This window comes from Pseudoalteromonas sp. ECSMB14103 (assembly GCF_000813065.1).
Classification (GTDB): domain Bacteria; phylum Pseudomonadota; class Gammaproteobacteria; order Enterobacterales; family Alteromonadaceae; genus Pseudoalteromonas; species Pseudoalteromonas marina.
This window is the reverse complement of sequence record NZ_JWGY01000001.1, coordinates 479,441-501,825: the sequence shown is the minus strand read 5'-3', so window position 1 is coordinate 501,825 and position 22,385 is coordinate 479,441. Positions and strand designations below refer to the sequence as shown.

Below are 22,385 nucleotides of genomic sequence, written 5' to 3'. Positions count from 1 at the left end.
CTAAAAGTGTCGCTATCTGCGTTAAAAAATCCTCATTTAGAACAACTAAATAACGAATTTTTTGCCTAGCTATCAACACGTTTATCTATCCTCAAAATAGATCACTTAATTAAGCGGATTGGTATAAGATGAAGTTGTTTCATATATGGGCATAAAAAAACCCGCACATTGGCGGGTTTTTTAAGTTACTTAACTTATTTAATCAAAAACGATTAAAAAAGTGCGTTTGCTTTACTTACAATGTTTTCAACCGTAAAGCCAAAGTGCTCAAACAACTCGTTAGCTGGTGCAGACTCACCAAAGGTAGTCATACCGACTACGGCGCCATTTAGGCCTACATACTTGTACCAATAATCAGCAATACCTGCCTCTACCGCTACGCGACGAGAAACGCTTGCTGGTAATACGCTTTCTTTGTACTCAGGCGATTGATCTTCGAATGCATCAGTACATGGCATAGATACAACACGTACCTTTTTACCTTGGCTGCGTAATTCAGTAGCTGAATCTTGTGCTAATTGCACCTCAGAACCGGTTGCAATAATAATTAGCTCTGGGTTGCCGTCACAGCTAAGGATGTAACCACCCTTTTTGACGTCGCTTAGCTGTTGTGCGTCACGCGGCTGTTGCTCAAGACCTTGGCGTGTGAATATTAACGATGTAGGACCGTCTTTACGTTCAATAGCTTGTTGCCATGCAATTGCTGACTCAACTTGGTCACACGGGCGCCAGTTATAAAGGTTAGGCGTTAAACGCATGCTGGCAATTTGCTCTACTGGTTGGTGAGTTGGACCATCTTCACCTAAACCAATTGAATCGTGCGTGTATACAAAAATGCTTGGTTGCTTCATTAATGCAGCCATACGAACCGCATTCCGTGCATATTCCATAAACATTAAGAACGTTGCACCGTAAGGAATAAAGCCTTTATGAAGTGCAATGCCGTTCATAATTGCCGACATACCAAACTCACGCACACCGTAGTAAACGTAGTTACCACTTGCATCGTCCGCTGTTAGGCCTTTAGAGCCTTCCCAAATTGTTAAGTTTGAACCTGCTAAATCGGCAGAGCCACCCATAAATTCTGGTAATAATGGACCAAATGCATTTAATGCATTTTGTGACGCTTTACGAGATGCTGGATTTGCCGGGTTTGCTTGTAACTGCTCAATATACGCTTGTGACTTTTCAGCCCAGTCGGCAGGTAAATCTGAATTTGTACGGCGTTTGTACTCAGCTGCAAGCTCTGGGAATGCTTTTGCATAGGCTGCAAACTTTTCGTCCCAGCTTGATTCAAGTTCTTGGCCTTTAGCTTTTCCATCCCACTGTGCGTAAATGTCTTCAGGGATTTCAAATGCATCGCCCGTCCAACCTAAAAACTCACGCGATGCTTTAATTTCGTCATCGCCAAGTGGTGCACCGTGACAGTCGTGGCTACCCGATTTATTAGGTGAACCGTAACCAATAATTGTTTTACAACAAATTAGTGTTGGTTTATCAGTCACGCTTTTTGCTTCGCTAATTGCAGCACTTACTGCATCGCTATCGTGGCCATCAACGTCACTAATTACGTGCCAGCCGTACGCTTTAAAACGTGCAGGTGTGTCATCGCTAAACCAGCCTTCAACTTCACCATCGATTGAAATACCGTTGTCATCCCAAAAAGCAACCAGCTTGCCAAGGCCTAATGTGCCGGCAAGCGAACAGGCTTCATGCGAAATGCCTTCCATTAAACAACCGTCGCCCATGAATGCATAGGTATGGTGATCAACAATGTCGTGACCTTCACGGTTAAATTGTGCCGCAAGCGCTTTTTCAGCAATTGCCATGCCTACCGCATTTGTGATCCCTTGGCCTAATGGGCCCGTAGTGGTCTCGATACCTGGCGCATAACCATATTCTGGGTGGCCTGGTGTTTTAGAGTGCATTTGACGGAAGTTTTTAATTTCGTCCAACGGTAAATCATAACCACTTAAGTGCAATAAAGAATAGATAAGCATTGAACCGTGGCCGTTTGACAGTATAAATCGATCTCGGTCTGCCCACTCTGGATTTGATGGATTATGTTTTAGATAATCGCGCCATAATACTTCTGCGATATCAGCCATGCCCATAGGGGCTCCAGGGTGACCAGATTTGGCCTTTTGTACTGCGTCCATTGACAAGACGCGAATAGCATTTGCAAGTTCTTTGCGAGATGGCATGAATTCTCCTACCTTATATATGTATTTGCGCGGGTATTTATGTGTTCGTTTATGTACTCAAGTTACAAGAGCACTTTTATTGCGACCATTCTTACTTATTGTGGGGGCTGTGTGCAATTAAAAACCCTATAAAAATGAGGTATTATGAATATTTTTTAAGACCATAATGTCATAACTAATTTAATTTAGACGTCTAGGCGTAAAAACACTATGCAAGGTGTTTCGTTTTAGATAAAATACGCCCCTTAATTTTTTAGCGCTAATACCGACGTTTGTGAAGCGCAATATTTGTGAGCATAATTACAATGGCAAAACATTTATTTACTTCTGAATCTGTTTCTGAAGGTCATCCGGATAAAATCGCCGACCAAATCTCTGATGCGGTTCTTGATGCTATCCTAGAGCAAGACTCTCATGCCCGCGTTGCGTGCGAAACATACGTGAAAACAGGTATGGTTATGGTTGGTGGTGAAATCACTACTAGCGCATGGGTTGATATAGAAGAGATTACGCGTAAAACAGTACGTGAAATTGGCTACACTCACTCAGATATGGGTTTTGATGCTGACTCGTGTGCAATTTTGAACACCATTGGTAAACAGTCTCCAGACATTAACCAAGGTGTTGACCGTACTAGCCCAGAAGAACAAGGCGCTGGCGACCAAGGTTTAATGTTTGGTTACGCATGTAACGAAACTGAAGTGTTAATGCCTGCACCTATCACGTATTCTCACCGTTTAGTTCAACGTCAAGCACAAGTACGTAAAAGCGGCGAGCTTAACTGGTTACGCCCAGATGCAAAATCTCAAGTTACTTTTGCATACGAAAACGGTAAGCCAGTAGGTATTGATGCGGTTGTTCTGTCAACTCAGCACAGCGAAGACATCTCTCAAAACGATTTAGTAGAAGCTGTGATGGAAACCATCATCAAGCCAGTACTTCCTGCTGAACTAATCACTAGCGCAACTAAGTTTTTTATTAACCCAACAGGCCGATTTGTAATTGGTGGTCCAATGGGTGACTGTGGTTTAACAGGTCGTAAAATCATTGTTGATACATACGGTGGTATGGCACGTCACGGTGGTGGTGCTTTCTCTGGTAAAGATCCATCAAAAGTTGACCGCTCAGCTGCATATGCTGCACGTTACGTGGCTAAAAACGTAGTGGCTGCTGGCCTTGCTGATAAGTGTGAATTACAAGTATCTTACGCAATTGGTGTTGCAGAGCCAACCTCTATTAGTGTTGAAACGTTTGGTACTGGTAAATTAGAAGAAGCACGTTTAATCGAATTAATTCGTGAACATTTTGACCTACGCCCTTACGGCTTAATTCAAATGCTTGATTTAGAGCGCCCTATCTACCTTCCTACTGCAGCTTACGGCCACTTTGGCCGTGACGAATTCCCATGGGAACGCACAGATAAAGCTGAAGCACTTCGCGCAGCAGCGGGTCTTTAAGACTAAAGCAAAAAAACGGCCCTTTTAAGGGCCTTTTTTATAGCTAGCAATTATGTAACGCAACGCTAATTCATAGTTTAAAAAATAACTATTAATTGGTCCTCGAACTTTTTTATACTTTAGGTATATACTCATTTAATTATAAAGCTTTAGGGATATTTAAATGACCGATAACTTTCGCGTTATGTTTGCTGGACTCGCTGATAACGTTGACTCAAAAACAGCGTGTACAACACTGGCGGCAAAACTAAAAATCTCAGAAGAAAAAGTAGCCTTATTTTTTAAAGGTAAGCCTTTATTTGCGCCTAGCGATAAAAACAAAGCATTAAAACAAGCTAAGCTACTTGTCGGAATGGGCATTAAAAGTAAGCTTCAAGCTGTATCGACACATACTGAAAAAACCACTCAAACGGTAAGTGATAGCCAGCGAGATGAGCGTATTTTTGACGCATTAGACTACATAACCAGCAGTTTAATCAGGCTAGAAGAAAAACTCGAAGACCTTGAGCAGCGCTTACCTGAAAACCAAACAAAAAACCCTGAAGTAGATGAAGACGAATGGCAAGACGAAGAGCTATTACTGGACGAGGAGCTAATAACTCAGCCTAAAAAACGCAGTAATGCATTGCTTTATTCGTTAATAGCTACGGTTGTTACGTTGCTTATTATACTTGCGGTGTACTTGGCGTTTCCTGCTTTATTTGCTTTTTAATTAGTTGGTAAGTTTGAAAAATGAGCGATTCACGCGCCCAAATAAGAAAATCCATTCGCGAATTACGTAATAATTTGTCTAATGAACAGCAAAATTTAGCATCTCAATCTTTAAGTATGAATTTTATTCAATACTTAAAAACAGAAAAAACAGCTAAAAACCAACATATCGCCATTTATTTAAGTAACGACGGAGAGCTTGATACCTCCTTGTTAATTAAAGAATTATGGAACTTAAATCACGTTACTTACCTACCAGTAATACACCCATTTAATGGCGCCACTTTGCTGTTTCAGCGCTATGAGAAAAACTCACCCATGAAGGCAAATCGCTATGGTATCTTTGAACCTAAGCTAAATTGCAGTCAAATATGCCCTTTATCCGAGCTGGACTACTTACTTATGCCATTAGTTGCATTCGATAATCAAGGTAATCGCTTAGGAATGGGAGGTGGGTTTTACGATAGAACACTGGCTCGTTTACACGATGAAAACTGGCAAAAACCACGACTTATAGGCCTTGCACATGAGTGCCAAAAAGTTGATGTATTGCCAATAGAGTCTTGGGATGTACCGCTTAAAACCATAATAACACCGAACAAAAATTACTGCTGGTGATGTGATTATTCGCATACTTGCAGCACACGTTTGACATACATGAGCACAAAATAATGACACAAGACGAATTAAAAAAAGCAGCAGCATGGGCGGCACTCGAGTTTGTAAAAGAAAACACGATAGTAGGTGTAGGCACAGGCTCAACCGTTAATCACTTTATTGATGCCCTTGGCACAGTTAAAGACACTTTAGTAGGTGCTGTATCAAGCTCTGAAGCTTCTACAGCGCGTTTAAAAGAGCTCGGTATTGAAGTATTTGAGCTAAACGATACCGATGCACTCGATGTTTACATCGACGGCGCTGATGAAATTAACGCTCAAAATGAAATGATTAAAGGCGGTGGTGCTGCACTTACCCGTGAAAAAATTGTGGCTGCAGTTGCTAAGCAGTTTGTGTGTATTGTTGATGACACCAAACTAGTGGACACATTGGGGGAATTTCCGCTTCCAGTTGAAGTTATTCCAATGGCGCGCAGCTACGTAGCACGTGAGTTATTAAAGTTAGGCGGCGACCCAGTCTACCGCCAGGGTGTGGTTACCGATAACGGCAACGTTATTTTAGACGTATATAATTTAAAGATTACCAATGCTAAGCAACTTGAGACAGATATAAATCAAATTGTTGGCGTAGTTACCAATGGCCTATTTGCGATGCGTGGTGCTGATAAAGTAATTATCGGCACTAAAAATGGGCCTCAAATTAAATAGGATGAGGTTATGAGTAAGGTATCGTTAGCAAAAGACAAAATTAAAATTCTCTTGCTTGAAGGTGTGCACCAAAGCGCAGTTGAAACGCTAAAACGAAATGGTTACAGCAATATAGACTACGTTAAAACATCGCTACCTGAAGACGAGCTTAAAGAACGTATTAAAGACGCTCACTTTGTAGGTCTGCGTTCTCGTACTCATATTAACGAAGCTGTTTTAGATGCTGCAGAAAAGCTGATTGCCATTGGTTGTTTTTGTATTGGCACAAACCAGGTTGACTTAAGTAACGCTCGCCAGCGTGGTATTGCTGTATTTAATGCGCCATTTTCAAATACACGCTCTGTTGCAGAGCTAGTACTTGGTGAAATACTGCTTTTACTTCGCGGTATACCTGAGCGAAATGCTGCAGCTCACCGTGGTGAGTGGCTAAAAACAGCAACGGGTTCATTTGAAGCACGTGGTAAAACGTTGGGTATTATTGGCTATGGCCACATTGGTACTCAGCTAGGTATTATGGCTGAAAACATTGGTATGAACGTCGAGTTTTACGACATTGAAGATAAGCTAACACTGGGTAATGCAAAACAAGTGCATAACTTGACTCAGCTACTTCAGCGCTCTGATGTAATTAGTTTGCATGTGCCAGAAACACCACAAACCAAAAACTTAATCGGTTCGGCAGAGCTTGCGGTAATGAAACAAGGCGCTATTTTAATTAACGCCTCTCGCGGCACCGTTGTTGATATTGATGCCCTTGCAGAATCACTTAGCGAGAAAAAGCTAAGTGGTGCAGCAATTGACGTGTTCCCTGTTGAACCTAAATCTAACGATGAAGAGTTTGTATCGCCACTACGCGACTTCGATAACGTTATTTTAACGCCGCATATTGGTGGTTCAACTCAAGAAGCTCAAGAAAATATTGGTATTGAAGTGGCAGGTAAATTGGCTAAATACTCAGATAACGGCTCTACAATTACCGCCGTTAACTTCCCTGAGGTATCACTGCCAGAGCTTGCTAACCGTAGTCGCTTATTGCATGTTCACCACAACCGCCCTGGTGTATTAACGCAAATTAACCAAGCGTTTGCGCAGCACGGTATCAATATAGCGGCTCAGTACTTACAAACTGATGAAGCAATTGGTTATGTGGTTATTGACGTTGATACCGACCACTCTGAAGTAGCGCTTAAAGAGCTAAGTGCAGTTGAAGGAACAATTAGAGCGCGTATTCTTCACTAAACATTATCTATAATAAAAGCCGCATTTGATTAAACAAGTGCGGCTTTTTAAATTATGATTTAACGACTTATAGTGATTAGTCGCCTTTAACTTCTAAATTTATAAACTTAACCAGTTCCTCTGGCTTACCAGATAGCATCATTAATTGCTGGTTAACTTCCATCATAGTTTGGCCTTCAGGCAATTTTGCTGAAACAGTTAACGAATTTAAACCGCTGGCAAAGCTGGTTAACGCATTCGCTATTTCTTCAGTCACAGGCGCTTGCTCTAACTGCTGGGCTAACATTGCTTGCATTTGCTCAATAGTCATACCTTGCTTTGAAAGCTCACTTTCTAATAACTCTTTAAGTTTACCTTGGTTATTTATAACAAAGCTTGCGTTACGGGGTTCAAGCTTGCTCATTGCTTGCATCATACGTGTTTGTTGTTGCAGTTGCTGCTCATAAGTTAGAGGGGTATCACCCGCTTGCTTTTGTTCTTTGCTCATCGCAAGCGACGTATCCATGAGCGGTTTAGAATTAGCTAGCCCTAAGTCCATATTAAAACTGACCACATCTTGAGCATTGAGCTTTACAACCATATCGCTTTCACCCGACTCTTCATTATAATCAAGAGATGAATGCAGATTGTAACTTGCTGATGCTAATATGGCATTTGTGTCAGCAGGCAGTGTGGCAATAAAGTCTTTACTGAGCGTCAGATTTTTTACATCAAGCGATGTATGCGGCGAAATTTTATCGGTTTCGTAGCCTTTAACTTCAATACTTTGAACGTTGGCTACACTCTCGCCCTCAGGGCTTATTACTTCCATACTTGTAATTTCAACACTTTTTGAAATTACACTTGCAGATAAGCCAGCATATTTAAATGTTGCACCCGTTTGCTCACTCACCATGGCCAGCTGCTTGTCTACTTCAGCACGAACCTCTTGGGTTGCAACATAGTTAGCGTAGCTAACGCCGCCAACACCTGCGGCAATAATCGCTGCGGCTATAATTAATTTTTTCATATTATTTCCTTATTCTATTTTTATAAAAATTGTATTAACCCAAGAGTAACATTGCATACCAGTCGCTGTAAGCGTTAATTAATCAGGCTCAATAACTCATGTACCGTTTTTACTGGAGTTATTTTAGCGCCTAGGCCTTCCATTGATTTATGGTAGTTACGAAACGGGATAAATATTTCTGTAAAACCATGCTGTGCAGCTTCTTTAACTCGTGGTACGCCGCTGTCTATTGGGCGCACATCACCGTTTAAACTCAACTCCCCCATAATACAAGTGGTTCGAGGCACAACAAATTCGTTCAAGCTACTTAGTAACGCAGTAACAAGGGCTAAATCTATACAGGTTTCTGATTCATCAATTTTTAAACCACCCACAATATTAAAAAAGGTATCGTGAAATATTTTTGTTTTTGTATGTTTACGTAAAATACCTGTGAGCATTTTTATGCGGTTCATATTTAAACCTACACAAACACGCTGTGGAAATTCAGCCTCGGTTTCTGTTGTTAAACATTGTATTTCAAGCAATAGATTCCGATTACCTTTACGGATACAGGTAATAGACGACCCCGGGGATTCAGTCGTCGAGCCCGATAAAAATATCTCACTCGGGTTGTCTACGCTTAACATTCCACGTTCACACATTTTAAAAATACCCACAGTATCAATGTCACCAAAGCGGTTTTTATTGGCACGTAGGGTACGTATTTGTCCATCATTGGTGTCTATGTGTAATAGCGCATCAACAATATGCACCAAGGTTTGCGGGCCTGCAATTTCGTTATTTTTATTCACGTGAGCAATAATAAACATGGTCACGTCATTCTGCTTACAATATTGAGTTAATGCTTGAGCTGCACTTTTAACTTGCGAAGGAGAGCCTGGACTGCCATTTGCAGTGTCTGTAACAACGGCTTGAATGGAGTCGATGACTGCAAATTTTATTTTATTTTTATCAAGCTCTTCAATAATGGTCTCAACGCTGGTTTCTGAAAGCAAATAAAGCTCATCTGCGTTATAGTCTAACTTTAAGCGGTTAACACGATTTTTAAACTGCGATAAAGACTCCTCAGCGGTACAGTAAAGAGACGGCATACGCTTTGACATTCTTGCCACCAAGTCAGATAAAAGCGTTGTTTTACCAGCACCAGGATCGCCCGAAATAATATTTACAGAACCCGTAGTAACACCACCACTTAAAACACGGTCAAGCTCGCCTATTTCTGTGAGTTGTTTTTCGGCTTCAACGGTCGCTATGTCATTAATTTTTTTAGAACCACCACCAATACCTCCGGCATACCCGCCAACACTTGAGCGTGCAGTTGCTTTTTTACTTTGCCCTGCTGAAGGTTTAAATTCAGCTAATGTATTCCACGCACCGCAACGACATTGCCCCTGCCAACGTTGATAGTTCATGCCACACTCTGTACAAACAAACTCTACTTTTGCCGCTTTAGCCATTAATAACCTTATTTATTAATCATTGAATTTAAAAATGCGTACTGTTTTGTTGTTATTTTGCCATTTCATCTATTTACATAGCAACATAGCTTGCCTGTGCAAATTTCTTAAGCCACAATCATTACCTAATTAACTGTTTTACCTTTATATATCTTAGGGCACAGTTTTTGCTTTAAAATTGAATAAAAGTAACTTGCCAATAAAACGGCACATAACACATAATAACAAAAACTAAATGGTAGTTGCTCTAAAAATCGTACCTATATTAATAACATAGCACGCTTTACGTTTATTGAATTTCTAATAAATGGATTTAATAGTATACCTACTTTTTCAAAGAGACGGTGATGGTTTTATAAATGGCTGATGACATCATGCTCAAACACGAGTCCCTCGTTAATGAGCTAAAACAATATTTAGGCAACGCCAAGTTTGACCTAATTTTTAAATCAAAAACAGCAGAGCTTACGAAGCCTGAACAGTTTTTAATTAAAATGGAAATGTCGCGCCTTTCTCAGCCTGTCGAGCGCTTTATTGATCTACGCGGTTTAGTTACAGGACAAGTAAAACCTTACGAACATAATGGTAAACAGCACTTTATGGATGAAACGGCCATTGAAGTGTTTGAAAGCGCATTAAAACAGCATGGTAAATACACACTTGCTGTTTACGAAGCGGTTATGAATACGGAAAATAATCACCGCGTAATGCAAAAAGAAGCCGCCGAAAAAGGGAATAAGCAAGAGCAAGAAGATTTACTAAATACTAATGTTATTAAATTTGCATCTTACGAAAGCCGTGCAGAAGAAAGAATGAATTATTCAATAAAAGTTACTATTGAATATAACGATAAGAAAAATATTAAAGCAAGTACCTCTGATATTTCTTTGAGCGGCTGTAAAATAAAGCTGGCAAAGCGAAACATAATCAGAAAAGGCCAACTAATAGCAATGCGTTTGGTGGGTCTAGAGCAAGACTTTGAACTGGGTTTAAAAAATGGCATTCAATATGAAGTAGTTGCCGTTGAGAATATCTCACGTGAATTTAATCATATTCGTTTAAAGCGAACTTACGTTGAAAATAATGAAGCCTTTGATAACTTTTTAGAAAGCTTTATTCACGGAAATAAACGCCGCTACAAAGTTAATTTAGATAACACACTCGATGCGGTTGTATCAAAAGGTTATGAGCAATATTACATACCTCGTGTTACTTCATTGTATGTGTTTTTAAGTAAAAAAGACGATCAGTATTATCCTAGTTTAAGCCTAACAACCGAAAATAATATTTTTATTCAGCGCTACTTTACCGATGAAAGAAGTGTACCTTGCTTATACAACGTGCTTAACCATAAACGGGTCAGTGGGTTATTAACACAACCAACAGCAGTTAAAGAAGATTACCTGTACACCTTTACACATGTGTCCTCTGGAAAGATTTATTACTATTCAGCAACCCGCACCGAATTAAACAATAATACCAAACTACGTGATTTATTTTTAGGGTTTGGTAGTCAAAAAGAAAGCTGGCAATGCTTTAAAATTCAGATAATGCCGAGCCATCCTGATGATGCTTACATACCACTTTCACTGCCAAATTCTGCTGGTAGTAACATTGAAAAACTTAACAAACCTCCTTCGCCTCGTGTTGAAGGATTAGTTAAAGACGTAAAATATATTGTTGTACTAACTAGTGTAGGTAATAGCGTTGAGCAATTGCGTTATAAACAAATAACTTACGATAAAGCTTTGGTCAATCAGCTTAAACTTTTTGGGCATGCCAAACATAAAACGGCTCCCTATTTAGACATTGTTGCGCTTGAGTATGTAAATTTACGCTCGCATAAACGCTATTTATACAAAACCGACGTTAAATTACATATAAATGATACGGTATTAAGTGGGCATACGCGCGATTTTTCAGTCATGGGGCTACAACTAGAATGCGATCAGCCTGTTAGCTTTAAAAAAGGCGACATTGTCTTTTTAACATTCCCTGATTTACAAAAAATAACTAAAAAGCATGCATTAAGCGAACTCAAGTACGAAGTTATGGCTATCAGTAAGTCACTGACCACCGTTAACTTAAAAGCCAATAGAGTGGCTGACTTACCTCATGCTGGCGTTAGTTTTTTTACACAATTGATTGAAAATAACAAAGATAAATTAAAGGTAAGTGAAGAGGCTCCTAAAATTGAAGGGCTTTCTACAGCACTTAGAAACATGGTAACAAAAAGCGTTTGCCAGTTTCCGCTGTATTTACACAAAGAAGCGGCACATTTTAAAGTGGGTGCAATTGGTTATGGTTTATATTCAAGCCCGCTGCATGTACTTTTACAAAACTTTGGTTTACTGAGCAATAAAACAGACGTGTCGAGTATAATAACTAACGAGCAAATTTTAAATGTGATCACCCCAAATATAAAAGATCGCAGCAGACAAGATCCGCCACTTGCGTTTACACTGGCAATCAATTTTGATCCCCGACAAGATAAAGTCACCGAAGCTATTCAAAGCCAGTGTATATTAGGTGAAGATTACAGCAGCTTTAATGAACAAATTAGCAAGGGGATTAAGTCTCAAATTATATTTGTTATGCGACTATATATTTCACGTACTGGTCGCCCAGATACAGATTACCTATCCAACGAGCTTAGCTATGTGAGTCAATACGCGTTACATAAAGCTAAAGAGTTGGAAGAAGCTTTATGGTCGGTAACAGGTGTGGGTGATGTGGTTGATATTACAGAAGAAGCTTTAAGTCATTTTGAGTTAGATCAACAAAAGGTTGACCAAATGGGCCGTCGTAAACTGCTTTGGTTAAACCGCTCTCGCTAAGCGGTTTAACGCTAATATGCCATCGTTATTTTTTGTTTAACGGAATAGCGAGCATATAAAGTAACTGTAATAACGAGCCTTTACAAATAGCTGCTTGCGCTTGCTCAACTACTTTTGGTTTACCATGAACAGCAACCCCAAGCCCAGCCTTTGCCATCATAACGAGATCATTTGCACCATCGCCAATCGCCACTGTTTGTATTTTTTCAAGTCCGAGCTTAGCTTGCAAAGACTCTAAAATAACCGCTTTTTGCTGTGCATCCACAATCGTACCAAGTACCTTACCAGTTAATTTATCATCTTTAAATTCAAGCACATTTGCATGTACTTCATCTAAATTAATTAACTCCTTAACACGCTCTGCAAATGGCACAAAACCGCCCGATGCAATTGCTAAATACCAATTGTGATGTTTTAGTACTTGGCACAAGGCTTTTATGCCCGGCATTAGTGGCAAGGTATTTTTTAATTCTTCAATAAGTTTTTTTTCAATGCCTTTAAGCTTACCTACGCGTTGATTTAAGCTTTCACTAAAATCGAGTTTACCTGCCATTGCGAGGGCTGTTACAGATGCCACATCATCGTACACATTTGCTAAGCGTGCTATTTCATCAATACATTCAATAGTAATCGCTGTTGAATCCATATCCATTACTAACAAGCCCGACTCGTAAAGGTTAGGCGGTGTATTAATTTGTACTAGTTGGCACTCTAGTGTTTCTGAAAACGCTTTAAGCGTTAATGGATTAATAGATTGCGTTGTATTTTGAGTATAAAAACACAGTGCTGGAGATAAGCCCAAATCAGGCTGGTATTGGCATAATGCTGTGACCGTTTGCCCATGATGAGCTAAAAACTGAATAAAAGTATCTATACTTGTCGCATTAAAGTCACCTGCAAATGCAATACTAAACAACCCTTCTTGTGTATTTGGAACACCATCAAATAGTGTAAAAATCCCGTTGTTATGAGCAAACCATTGGTTGAGCGTTAACATTGACAATGATTGCTGAGAAGTAAGCTGTGCCATGCTGATTTGCGACATGCGATCTCCGTGTTTATTTTTATTCCACTGATATAAAACGAATTGAAGCGGTAATATTAATGCTAAATTCGCCATCGGGGTTAATTTAAGGTTATAGTAGTAGTTGTAACATCAAATCAAAATTCTGTCAGTAGCATATACGGTGACTATGAAAAATAACCATCTTAAAAATCCAATATCAGCATCACAGAAAAAACGACTTTTACGGTTATTATTAGCCGCTGGCTGTTTTGTATTGCTTAGTTGGGTAGGTGTAAATAGTAGCTTTCAAAGCCATCAGTTATTATATGATAGCGCCGACAACACAGCACAAAGCTTAACTCAATTTATGGCTTTAAATGTTAAAACACCACTGATAGAAAAAAACAAACCTCAGTTAAACACTATTTGTAACGACATAGCTAAAGACGAATTTGTACTGTCGGCTACCATTTATGATCATCAGGGGATTTTAGTCGCCAGCAGTGATAATTGGCAGTCACACCATATTTTAGGTCAACTTCCAGAATCGACTCCAGGAATAAGTAAACTTAAAACACCATTTGTTGAACCCGTTGTAAGCGATGATGATCGCCCTCTAGGGTTTGTTTCGGTAACCTATTTAACACGAGCTGCTATTTCAGATAGCCACAGCCATTTTCATGATTTGGGTCGTCAGGTTTTATTAATGCTAGTTATTGCATGTATTTTTACATGGCAATTGGGCCGTGGCTTAAAGCGTTGGCAAGTCAACCGCTATATACGAAAAACCTCAGAGCAAGAGTCGTAGAGCATTTTAGCTAGCACCTCTTTATCGCTACTTTGTTTTAAACTACACAGAGCGTTGAACACATTAGGGATATGAAGCGGCGTATTAATCTCACCTTGATGACCATTTAGTGGCATTGAGGGCGAATCGGTTTCGAGCACTAAGTGCTGAGGTTCAATTTGAGTAATTACATTACGGGTTTTAGCTGCGCGCTCGTAAGTTATAACCCCACCCACGCCTAATTTAAAACCCTGTTTAATATAATACTGTGCTTGCTGTAGTGAGCCAGAAAACGCATGTATCACTCCACCATATTTTGGCTTACAGCGTTTAAACGATTGCGCAATTAAATCATGACTTTGCCGATGATGGACAATAAGCGGCAAATTTAGCTCATTAGCAATCGTTATTTGCTGCTCAAACAAACTCGTTTGTTTTGCAAGGTCTTCGATACTTCTATCAAGCCCACACTCACCTATAGCTATTAAATGATGCTTATTTGCAACCCCGAACTCAAAAAGTGCTTCTATGTGCGATTCTTTATGTTGATCTAAAAAGTAAGGATGTAACCCTGCAGCTATTTTTATACTTGGAAAAGTAGCTTTGAGTTTGATAAGAGTATGCGATTGGGCGAGCGTAATACCCGGTACAACAAACTGATTGACTCCCTTTGCTATACACTCGTTTATGAGCGATTCACGAATTGAATCAAACTCGCTAAAGTCGAGATGGCAATGAGAGTCAATAAATTGCACGGTTACTTAATCATCACTTTATTAAGGGTTTAAGCGTGTAACTTGCCAGCTGTTATCTGCTTGGCGCTGGTACATAAAACGGTCATGTAAGCGGTGTGCACCACCCTGCCAAAACTCAATTTTAGCAGGCACAACACAGTAACCGCCCCAAAAATCAGGCAATGGAATTTCACCTTTAGCAAACTTGCTTTTCATATTAGCAAAGGTTTCCATAAGTACTTTTCGCGACGACACTGGCCTGCTTTGTTGCGACGCCCATGCTGCTAATTGGCTTTCTTTAGGACGCGATAAAAAGTATTTTGCCACGGCTGATGTAGGTAATGGTTTTGCCTCGCCGTATACAATCACTTGGCGCTCCATATGGTGCCACGGAAAGTGCAGCGATATTTTGTTATTGCCTTTTAGCTCTTGTGCTTTACGTGAGCCGGTATTAGTAAAAAATACAAACCCGTTATCGTCTAAATGTTTTAACAATACAATACGCTGTGAAGGTTGCCCGGTTTCATCAACCGTAGCGACCACCATGGCCGTTGGGTCTGGGATATTACTGCCCACAGCATGCTCAAGCCACGTTTCAAATTGTTTGAATGGATCATCTTGCAAATTATCTTCGCTTAGCGCGTCTTGCAGATATTCACGGCGGATGTCTTCGAGTTTCATAAACAAATCCTTCTCTGTTTATTAAAGCGTATGTGGGTAAGTTAAGGTCAGGCTGTTAATCGTTTTAAGAGCAAAAATAAAAATGTTTTGTTTAATGTTAGTTTAGTGTTGGGTTTCGTTTCACTCTACTCAACCTACGGTGCTATCAGCTACAAAATTGATTAACTTACAAGAGTTAATCAAGTAAAGCCTAAAATCATCTGCAAGTGTAGGAGTGCTGACAAGGCGAAGTGCTTATTTATGCCAAGGAGCATACAATTAGTATGTGACTTAGGCTAAAAAAGCACGACAACGTAGTCAAAGCGAACTACACGAAACAGAAGGTTCACCTAAGTAGTTTAGCCTAAGACAAGGCATTCACCCCTACTTATCCCTATGAGCATACGGTTTGTATGTGATTAGGGTAAGTCGGGGTGGATAACGCAGTATTAGGTTAAAATACGACGATGATTACATTTGCTCCATGACTTCAATGCCTAACAAATCCAATCCTGTTTTTAGCGTATCTGCCACCAAATTACACAACACTAAACGGCTGTCACGTACGCTTGGCTCTACGCCTTCTTTGAGTACTGGGCAGGCTTCGTAGAACGTCATGTATAGGCTAGCAAGCTCGTACAAGTAACCACATAATACGTGTGGAGTAGCCTCAGAGATCATTAAATCAAGCACTTCTTCAAGCTGCAGTAGTTTAAGCGCGAGTGCTTTTTCTTGCGGCTCGGCTATGGCTACATCAGCATTTAGCGTAGCGGCATCGACACCTGATTTACGGAAAATACTGCGTACACGGGTATAAGCATATTGTAAGTAAGGTGCTGTCGCGCCTTCAAAGCTTAACATGGTGTCCCAGTTGAATATGTAATCGCTGGTACGATGTTTAGAAAGATCAGCATATTTAACGGCGCCAATACCTACTTTACGGGCAATTTCGCTACGTTCATGATCCGATAAATCAGATTCACGCTCAGCTAGTTTTGTTGCTGCACGGCTAATTGACTCTTCTAGTAAATCAGCAAGTTTAACAGTGCCACCGGTGCGGGTTTTAAATGGTTTACCATCGGCGCCCATCATGGTGCCAAACGGGCAAAACTCATAGCTTGTTTCATCGCGTAAAAGGCCAGCTTTTCGTGCAGTAAGCTCCACTTGATTGAAGTGAAGGCTTTGGCGCGCATCAACAAATATTAAAATACGCTCAGCACCCAATTTATTTGAGCGGTAATCACACGCGGCTAAATCGGTGGTTGCATACAAAAAGCCGCCGCCAGATTTTTGCACGATAAACGCCGACGGCTCGCCATCTTTATTGGCAAGCTCATCTAAAAATACTACTTGTGCACCTTGCGACTCTACAGCTATGTTTTTATCTTTTAATAGGCTAATAATGTCGTTAAGCTCACTATTATAAGCACTTTCAGCCATAATATCAGCTTGAGTAAGCGTTACGTTTAGACGTTTGTAAACTTCTTCAGAGTGTTTAACTGAGGTCGCTATAAATAGCTTCCATAGCTTTTCACAGTGCGCGTCGCCGCCTTGTAGTTTAACTACATAGTCACGGGCTTTATCGGCAAAGCCTTCTTCATCGTCAAAACGTTTTTTAGCATCGCGGTAAAACGTTTCTAAATCAGCAAGCGCTACCGACTCTAAGTCCACGCCTTGGCTAATTTGATCTTCTAAATGCGCAATCAGCATACCAAACTGTGTGCCCCAATCGCCCATGTGGTTTTGACGAATGACTTTGTCGCCTCTAAATTCAAGCGCACGTACAATGGCATCACCAATAATGGTTGAACGTAAATGGCCTACGTGCATTTCTTTTGCAAGGTTAGGTGATGAGTAATCTACCACGACAGTTTGCGGATTTGCGTGCTCGTTTACGGCAAGCTTTGCATCGCTGTTAGCCGCTTCTACGCTTTTGGCTAAAAACTCAGGCTTTAAATGAATATTAATAAAACCAGGGCCGGCAATTTCAGTTTTTTCTGCAATGTCGGTTACATCTAGGTTATCAATAATTTTTTGCGCAAGCTCACGTGGGTTGCTTTTCATTTTTTTAGCGGCGCCCATTGCACCATTAATTTGGTAATCACCAAATTGTGGGCGTGTGCTTTGTGTAACAGCTGGGTTTGTGTCTTCTGGTAGGCCTGCAGCGGTCATAGCGGCAATGGCTTTTTCTACTAAAATAGTACGAATGTTCATTATATTATTTACCTTTGTAAGCCCGCCATAGCAGGCTTTCAGTTAACTTTAGTCAGTCGATTCTAGTTTTCGCGCGTGTGGTTGAAGGTTACCTCAGGGTAACGCTCTGTCGATAAATTAAGGTTTACACGGCTCGGTGCTATGTAAGTTAAGTTATCGCCACCATCGAGTGCTAAGTTGCTTTCGCACTTACGTTTAAACTCTTCAAACTTTTTAACATCAGTTGAGCTTACCCAACGTGCTGTATTTACGTTTACGCCTTCGTAAATTGCATCTACGTTGTACTCAGCTTTTAAGCGCGCTACAACTACGTCAAACTGAAGTACACCTACCGCGCCTACAATTAAGTCGTTATTAATGAGCGGTCTAAATACTTGTACTGCACCTTCTTCAGAAAGCTGTACTAAACCTTTTAATAGCTGCTTTTGTTTAAGCGGATCGCGCAAACGAATACGACGAAATAGCTCAGGCGCAAAGTTTGGAATACCGCTAAATTTAAGCTTTTCGCCTTGTGTAAAGGTATCACCTATTTGAATAGTACCGTGGTTATGCAAACCAATAATATCGCCCGCAAATGCATCTGCTGCACGCTCGCGATCGCCCGCCATAAAGGTTACTGCATCTGAAATACTCACCTGTTTACCAAGGCGTACATGATTCATCTTCATGCCTTGACTATATTTACCCGACACAATACGCATAAAGGCAATACGGTCACGGTGTTTTGGATCCATGTTAGCCTGTATTTTAAATACAAAACCAGTAAAGTTCTCTTCTGTTGCGACTACTTGGCGGTCTTCTGTCTCACGCGGTAGCGGCGTTGGCGCCCACTGTGTTAAACCATCAAGTACATGGTCTACACCAAAGTTACCAAGGGCGGTACCAAAGTACACTGGCGAAAGTTCACCCGCTAAAAATAGTTCAAGGTCAAATTCGTTTGAAGCACCAATAACAAGCTCAAGCTCTTCACGTAATTGCTCAGCGAGCTCTTCACCAATGGCGGTATCAAGCTCAGGGTTATCAAGGCCTTTTACTGTACGTACTTCTTGAATAGTATGACCTTGGCCTGTTTTGTATAAAACCGCTTCGTCGTTATGAATGTGGTAAACACCTTTAAACTCTTTACCACAACCAATTGGCCACGTAATAGGCGCACAGGCAATATTTAGTTCTGTCTCTACTTCATCAAGTAGCTCCATTGGGTCACGAATATCACGGTCACACTTATTCATAAAGGTCACAATAGGCGTAGTACGTAGGCGCGTAACTTCCATTAGCTTACGGGTACGTTCTTCTACACCTTTTGCGGCATCAATAACCATTAAGCACGAATCTACCGCAGTCAGTGTACGGTACGTATCTTCTGAGAAGTCTTCGTGTCCAGGGGTATCAAGTAAATTAACCAGCGCATTGTTATACGGAAACTGCATTACAGAGGTAGTAACCGATATACCACGCTCTTTTTCCATTTCCATCCAGTCAGACTTTGCATGCTGATTAGAGCCACGGCCTTTTACCGTTCCGGCTTTTTGAATCGCTTGTCCGAACAAAAGTACTTTTTCGGTGATGGTGGTTTTACCTGCATCCGGGTGAGATATAATTGCAAAAGTACGTCGTTTATTTATTTCGCTAAGGAGATTTTGGTCTGCCATTAAAAAGTTCTTATAGTTTGAATACGGATAATATCACCATAAAGTGTGCAGACGTTTAAAGGCTAAAACTGCTAAACCCCGAAACCTCAACACACCAAAACCAAGAGTAAATTAGCTCCTAGTTTGAGATCCGTTATGTTAATCGTAATTAAAGACTATTTTCGCTGATCTTGACCCTTTAAACAATCAATGGTTAGTTATTAACTGATCTTTTTTATCAATATTTAAACTCAGGCCGTTTAGTTTGTAATTTGACTCAAGCAAAATAAAAACTTTTACTTAATTAAGTAATTAAAACCTACGCATAAAGGGGAAGTTACCTCTAACTAAAGTTTATATTTTAGCGATGAGTTAAGCGCAGGCTTGTTTAATAAACTTGTAACGCATACTATAAAAAGATTGCGTCAAGGATATTAGTTAGTTAATGAAAACCAGTAAGTTAAGCATTAGATTATTATGGTATATAACCCCGCTTGTTATATTGCCCCTGCTATTTTTAGGTGGGTTTACGTTAACTAATGTAACTAACTCTACGCAAAAACAAGCCGATCTAATCATGAGCCGCTTTGTTGAGCAGCAACAACAAAAAGCGTTTAACTACATAGACTCATTCCACTCTACCACTAAGCTACTTTCTCGCTCTCCGGTACTTAACGACTTTTTGGCCAATGACGCACTTTTAGACGGAAATTATACGCGCAGGCTTGGTGCTCTAATGGATGTATTTGCCAGTTACAGCGAAGCCTACCCTGACATTATTAGTATAAATCTAGTGTCGGCTAGTGGTAAAAGTGACGCCTATCATTCAAATAATTTAACCATAGCGCCTAAAAACTACCCCTTTTTTAATCAGGTTATACAAAGCAATTTGAGCCAACAGCAGTTTATGGTTCAAAAACCCGACGGCACAACCAGCCTGTATTTTGTGCAACGAATAGACAGCGTGGGTTATTACCTAAAACGTCCACAACAACTGGGGTTTATTGTTGTAAATGTTGAGCCTTCAATTTTAAATACCAGTATTTTAGAAGCGCCTTATAACAATACGCTCAATTTATTGTTGACCAAAGACGGTAAAATACTATTTAGCTCTAATTATAATTTACGAGGCCAGTACATTAGCGAATATGAACTTAATAAGGTTCGCGATTTGGCCGACATAGGCTCACTTTCTACCATTGAGTTATCGAGCATTGATAAAATCGAACGTATGATTTTTGCCGTACAAATGAGCGGCGGCTATTATTACGTATCAACAATTCCCAAAGCGGTACTTCATCAGTCGGGCAAAGCCATTAGCCTAATTACGGGTCTGATTGTTATTATTTCAGTGATCTCATTACCTATCTTAATATTTGTTGTTGTACGTAACTTATTGTTAAATCCGATAGAGCTATTAGGTGCGGCCAGTCACCGAGTAGGTGACGGTGACTTAGCAGTAAGCTTACCCGCTCATACCGATGATGAAGTAGGCATACTGTTTAACGACTTTAACCACATGGTTAATCAAATTAGGCACTATCAACAACAACTCGAAGAATACAAACATCACCTAGAAGACAAGGTGGAAAGCCGAACTCAAGCGCTTGAGTCTATGAATAGCCAACTTGAACTCGCAATTACTCAAGCAGAGCAAGCTAACCAACTTAAAAGTCGTTTTTTAGCAAACATGAGTCATGAAATACGAACCCCTCTCACCGCTATTATGGGCTTTACAGAGCAGTTGCTACATAACGATAAAATAGTAAACGACAAACAACATTTAAGTACTATTTTACGAAATTCAAAGCACTTACTTGAACTCATTAACAATATTTTGGATTTATCTAAAATTGAAGCTGAAAAACTAGCTGTAGAGCAAGCCTCTGTGAACGTTGTGCAGTTAGTCCATGATATTGAGTCAATCATAACGCCACTGGCGCAAGAAAAGCGTTTAGAACTTAATATTATTTTTGACTTACCAATACCGCAAACTATATACACGGATGTAACACGCTTAAAACAAATTTTAATTAATGTGGCCAACAACGCCGTTAAATTTACAGAGCAAGGGCATGTCTCTATTTGTGTGCATTATCATGCTAAAAGCAACCTCATTGAGTTTGTAATAACCGACACCGGTATTGGTATGTCTGAGCATCAAATTTCTCGTGTATTTAAACCGTTTGAACAAGCAGATGCGACAACTACACGTCGCTTTGGTGGTACTGGGTTAGGATTATGTATATCCAAAAATCTGGCAAATTTATTGGGTGGCGACATAAAACTAGAAAGCGAAGTGGGCGAAGGAAGTGAATTTTCAATTAGTGCTGCTTGCCACTTAAAAGGCAAAACACCCGAGCTTGAGTTGCTTGTCGATCATGCACAATTAACCCCTGAAAAAGACCCTCTATTATCATTTGCGACTAACAGCTTTGACGCAAATATTTTGGTTGCTGAAGATAACCCAGATAATCAGCTACTGATTAAGTTGCTGTTGCAAACTTGGGGGCTTGAGCCTGACATAGCTAATAATGGTGCACAAGCCGTAGAAATGGCGCTAGTAAACGACTATCAACTCATTATTATGGATATGCAAATGCCCGTCATGGGTGGGCTTGAAGCCACCAAAATGCTACGACATGCTGCTTACGACGGTCCCATTATTGCACTCACCGCAAACGTAATGAATCACGATATCGGCACTTATATAGAAGCTGGCTGCGACAAAGCGCTTGGAAAACCAATAGATAAAGATGCCCTCGAAAACGTACTTGTTAGCTACTTGCACCTTGAAAAAGATAATCAAAATAAGTGGGATGACTTGTTAAAAAGTGAAAAATTTCAACAGATATCTGATAATTACTTAGCAAACTTACCCAGTTATTTGGAACAAATAAAAACATTCCACCATGCACAAGATTGGGAAAGCCTAAAAGCAGTTGCGCATAGTGTTAAAGGCAGTGCAGGATGCTTTAACTTTGATGCTATTTACAAAAGCGCAGGCGAGCTTGAAGAAAACCTAAAAAGTAGCAATAAATCACAAAGAGATGAAATTATAAACTCAGTAATGGTGGCAATAAAGCAGGCAATTGAATCAAAATAAAACAG

Annotated in this window: 16 protein-coding genes; 8 read left to right on the top strand and 8 right to left on the bottom strand. The window is 40.2% G+C overall.

The window, feature by feature from the left end:
• Window positions 1-212 precede the first annotated feature (212 nt).
• Entirely contained in the window at window positions 213-2,204 is a 1,992-nt protein-coding gene (gene tkt, locus RF53_RS02255) for a transketolase (protein WP_008130353.1), read from the bottom strand.
• A 305-nt stretch (window positions 2,205-2,509) separates the two neighbouring features.
• Between tkt and metK the strand changes: the two genes are divergently transcribed.
• The 5 genes from metK (at window position 2,510) to serA (ending at window position 6,936) form a co-directional block, all read left to right on the top strand.
• Window positions 2,510-3,661: a methionine adenosyltransferase gene (gene metK, locus RF53_RS02250; RefSeq protein WP_039036507.1), complete on the top strand. Its 1,152-nt coding sequence runs from the start codon at window positions 2,510-2,512 to the stop codon at window positions 3,659-3,661.
• Window positions 3,662-3,824: 163 nt separating this feature from the next.
• Entirely contained in the window at window positions 3,825-4,373 is a 549-nt protein-coding gene (locus RF53_RS02245) for a hypothetical protein (RefSeq protein WP_039036506.1), read from the top strand.
• A gap of 20 nt (window positions 4,374-4,393) precedes the next feature.
• Complete coding sequence (locus RF53_RS02240) at window positions 4,394-4,990, top strand: 5-formyltetrahydrofolate cyclo-ligase (RefSeq protein WP_039036505.1); 597 nt, start codon at window positions 4,394-4,396, stop codon at window positions 4,988-4,990.
• A 53-nt stretch (window positions 4,991-5,043) separates the two neighbouring features.
• Complete coding sequence (gene rpiA, locus RF53_RS02235) at window positions 5,044-5,697, top strand: ribose-5-phosphate isomerase RpiA (protein WP_039036504.1); 654 nt, start codon at window positions 5,044-5,046, stop codon at window positions 5,695-5,697.
• A 9-nt stretch (window positions 5,698-5,706) separates the two neighbouring features.
• Window positions 5,707-6,936 (top strand): phosphoglycerate dehydrogenase, encoded by a 1,230-nt coding sequence (gene serA / locus RF53_RS02230; RefSeq protein WP_006791939.1) that lies wholly within the window; start codon window positions 5,707-5,709, stop codon window positions 6,934-6,936.
• Between the two features lie 76 nt (window positions 6,937-7,012).
• On the opposite strand, the gene RF53_RS02225 is transcribed toward serA, so the two are convergent.
• Entirely contained in the window at window positions 7,013-7,945 is a 933-nt protein-coding gene (locus RF53_RS02225) for a hypothetical protein (protein ID WP_039036503.1), read from the bottom strand.
• Window positions 7,946-8,019: 74 nt separating this feature from the next.
• Window positions 8,020-9,405, bottom strand: a complete 1,386-nt coding sequence (gene radA, locus RF53_RS02220) for a DNA repair protein RadA (RefSeq protein WP_008130364.1) — start codon at window positions 9,403-9,405, stop codon at window positions 8,020-8,022.
• Window positions 9,406-9,764: 359 nt separating this feature from the next.
• Between radA and RF53_RS02215 the strand changes: the two genes are divergently transcribed.
• Entirely contained in the window at window positions 9,765-12,242 is a 2,478-nt protein-coding gene (locus RF53_RS02215; RefSeq protein ID WP_039036502.1) for a PilZ domain-containing protein, read from the top strand.
• Between the two features lie 25 nt (window positions 12,243-12,267).
• On the opposite strand, the gene serB is transcribed toward RF53_RS02215, so the two are convergent.
• Window positions 12,268-13,287: a phosphoserine phosphatase SerB gene (gene serB, locus RF53_RS02210; protein WP_039036501.1), complete on the bottom strand. Its 1,020-nt coding sequence runs from the start codon at window positions 13,285-13,287 to the stop codon at window positions 12,268-12,270.
• Between the two features lie 148 nt (window positions 13,288-13,435).
• Here serB and RF53_RS02205 point away from each other — a divergent pair, with 148 nt between their 5' ends.
• On the top strand, window positions 13,436-14,056 hold the full coding sequence (locus RF53_RS02205; RefSeq protein ID WP_039036500.1) for an AhpA/YtjB family protein: 621 nt from the start codon (window positions 13,436-13,438) through the stop codon (window positions 14,054-14,056).
• Here RF53_RS02205 and RF53_RS02200 read toward each other — a convergent pair.
• The 4 genes from RF53_RS02200 to prfC all read right to left on the bottom strand — a co-directional run bounded on the left by RF53_RS02200 (window position 14,023) and on the right by prfC (window position 19,295).
• Entirely contained in the window at window positions 14,023-14,790 is a 768-nt protein-coding gene (locus tag RF53_RS02200; protein WP_039036499.1) for a TatD family hydrolase, read from the bottom strand. The two genes, RF53_RS02205 and RF53_RS02200, sit on opposite strands and share 34 nt — an antisense overlap.
• A gap of 21 nt (window positions 14,791-14,811) precedes the next feature.
• Window positions 14,812-15,450, bottom strand: a complete 639-nt coding sequence (pdxH, locus tag RF53_RS02195; RefSeq protein ID WP_008130371.1) for a pyridoxamine 5'-phosphate oxidase — start codon at window positions 15,448-15,450, stop codon at window positions 14,812-14,814.
• Window positions 15,451-15,900: 450 nt separating this feature from the next.
• Window positions 15,901-17,643 (bottom strand): arginine--tRNA ligase, encoded by a 1,743-nt coding sequence (argS, locus tag RF53_RS02190; RefSeq protein WP_039036498.1) that lies wholly within the window; start codon window positions 17,641-17,643, stop codon window positions 15,901-15,903.
• A gap of 62 nt (window positions 17,644-17,705) precedes the next feature.
• Complete coding sequence (gene prfC, locus RF53_RS02185) at window positions 17,706-19,295, bottom strand: peptide chain release factor 3 (RefSeq protein WP_006791930.1); 1,590 nt, start codon at window positions 19,293-19,295, stop codon at window positions 17,706-17,708.
• Between the two features lie 424 nt (window positions 19,296-19,719).
• Here prfC and RF53_RS02180 point away from each other — a divergent pair, with 424 nt between their 5' ends.
• Window positions 19,720-22,380 (top strand): hybrid sensor histidine kinase/response regulator, encoded by a 2,661-nt coding sequence (locus tag RF53_RS02180; RefSeq protein WP_039036497.1) that lies wholly within the window; start codon window positions 19,720-19,722, stop codon window positions 22,378-22,380.
• Window positions 22,381-22,385 lie beyond the last annotated feature (5 nt).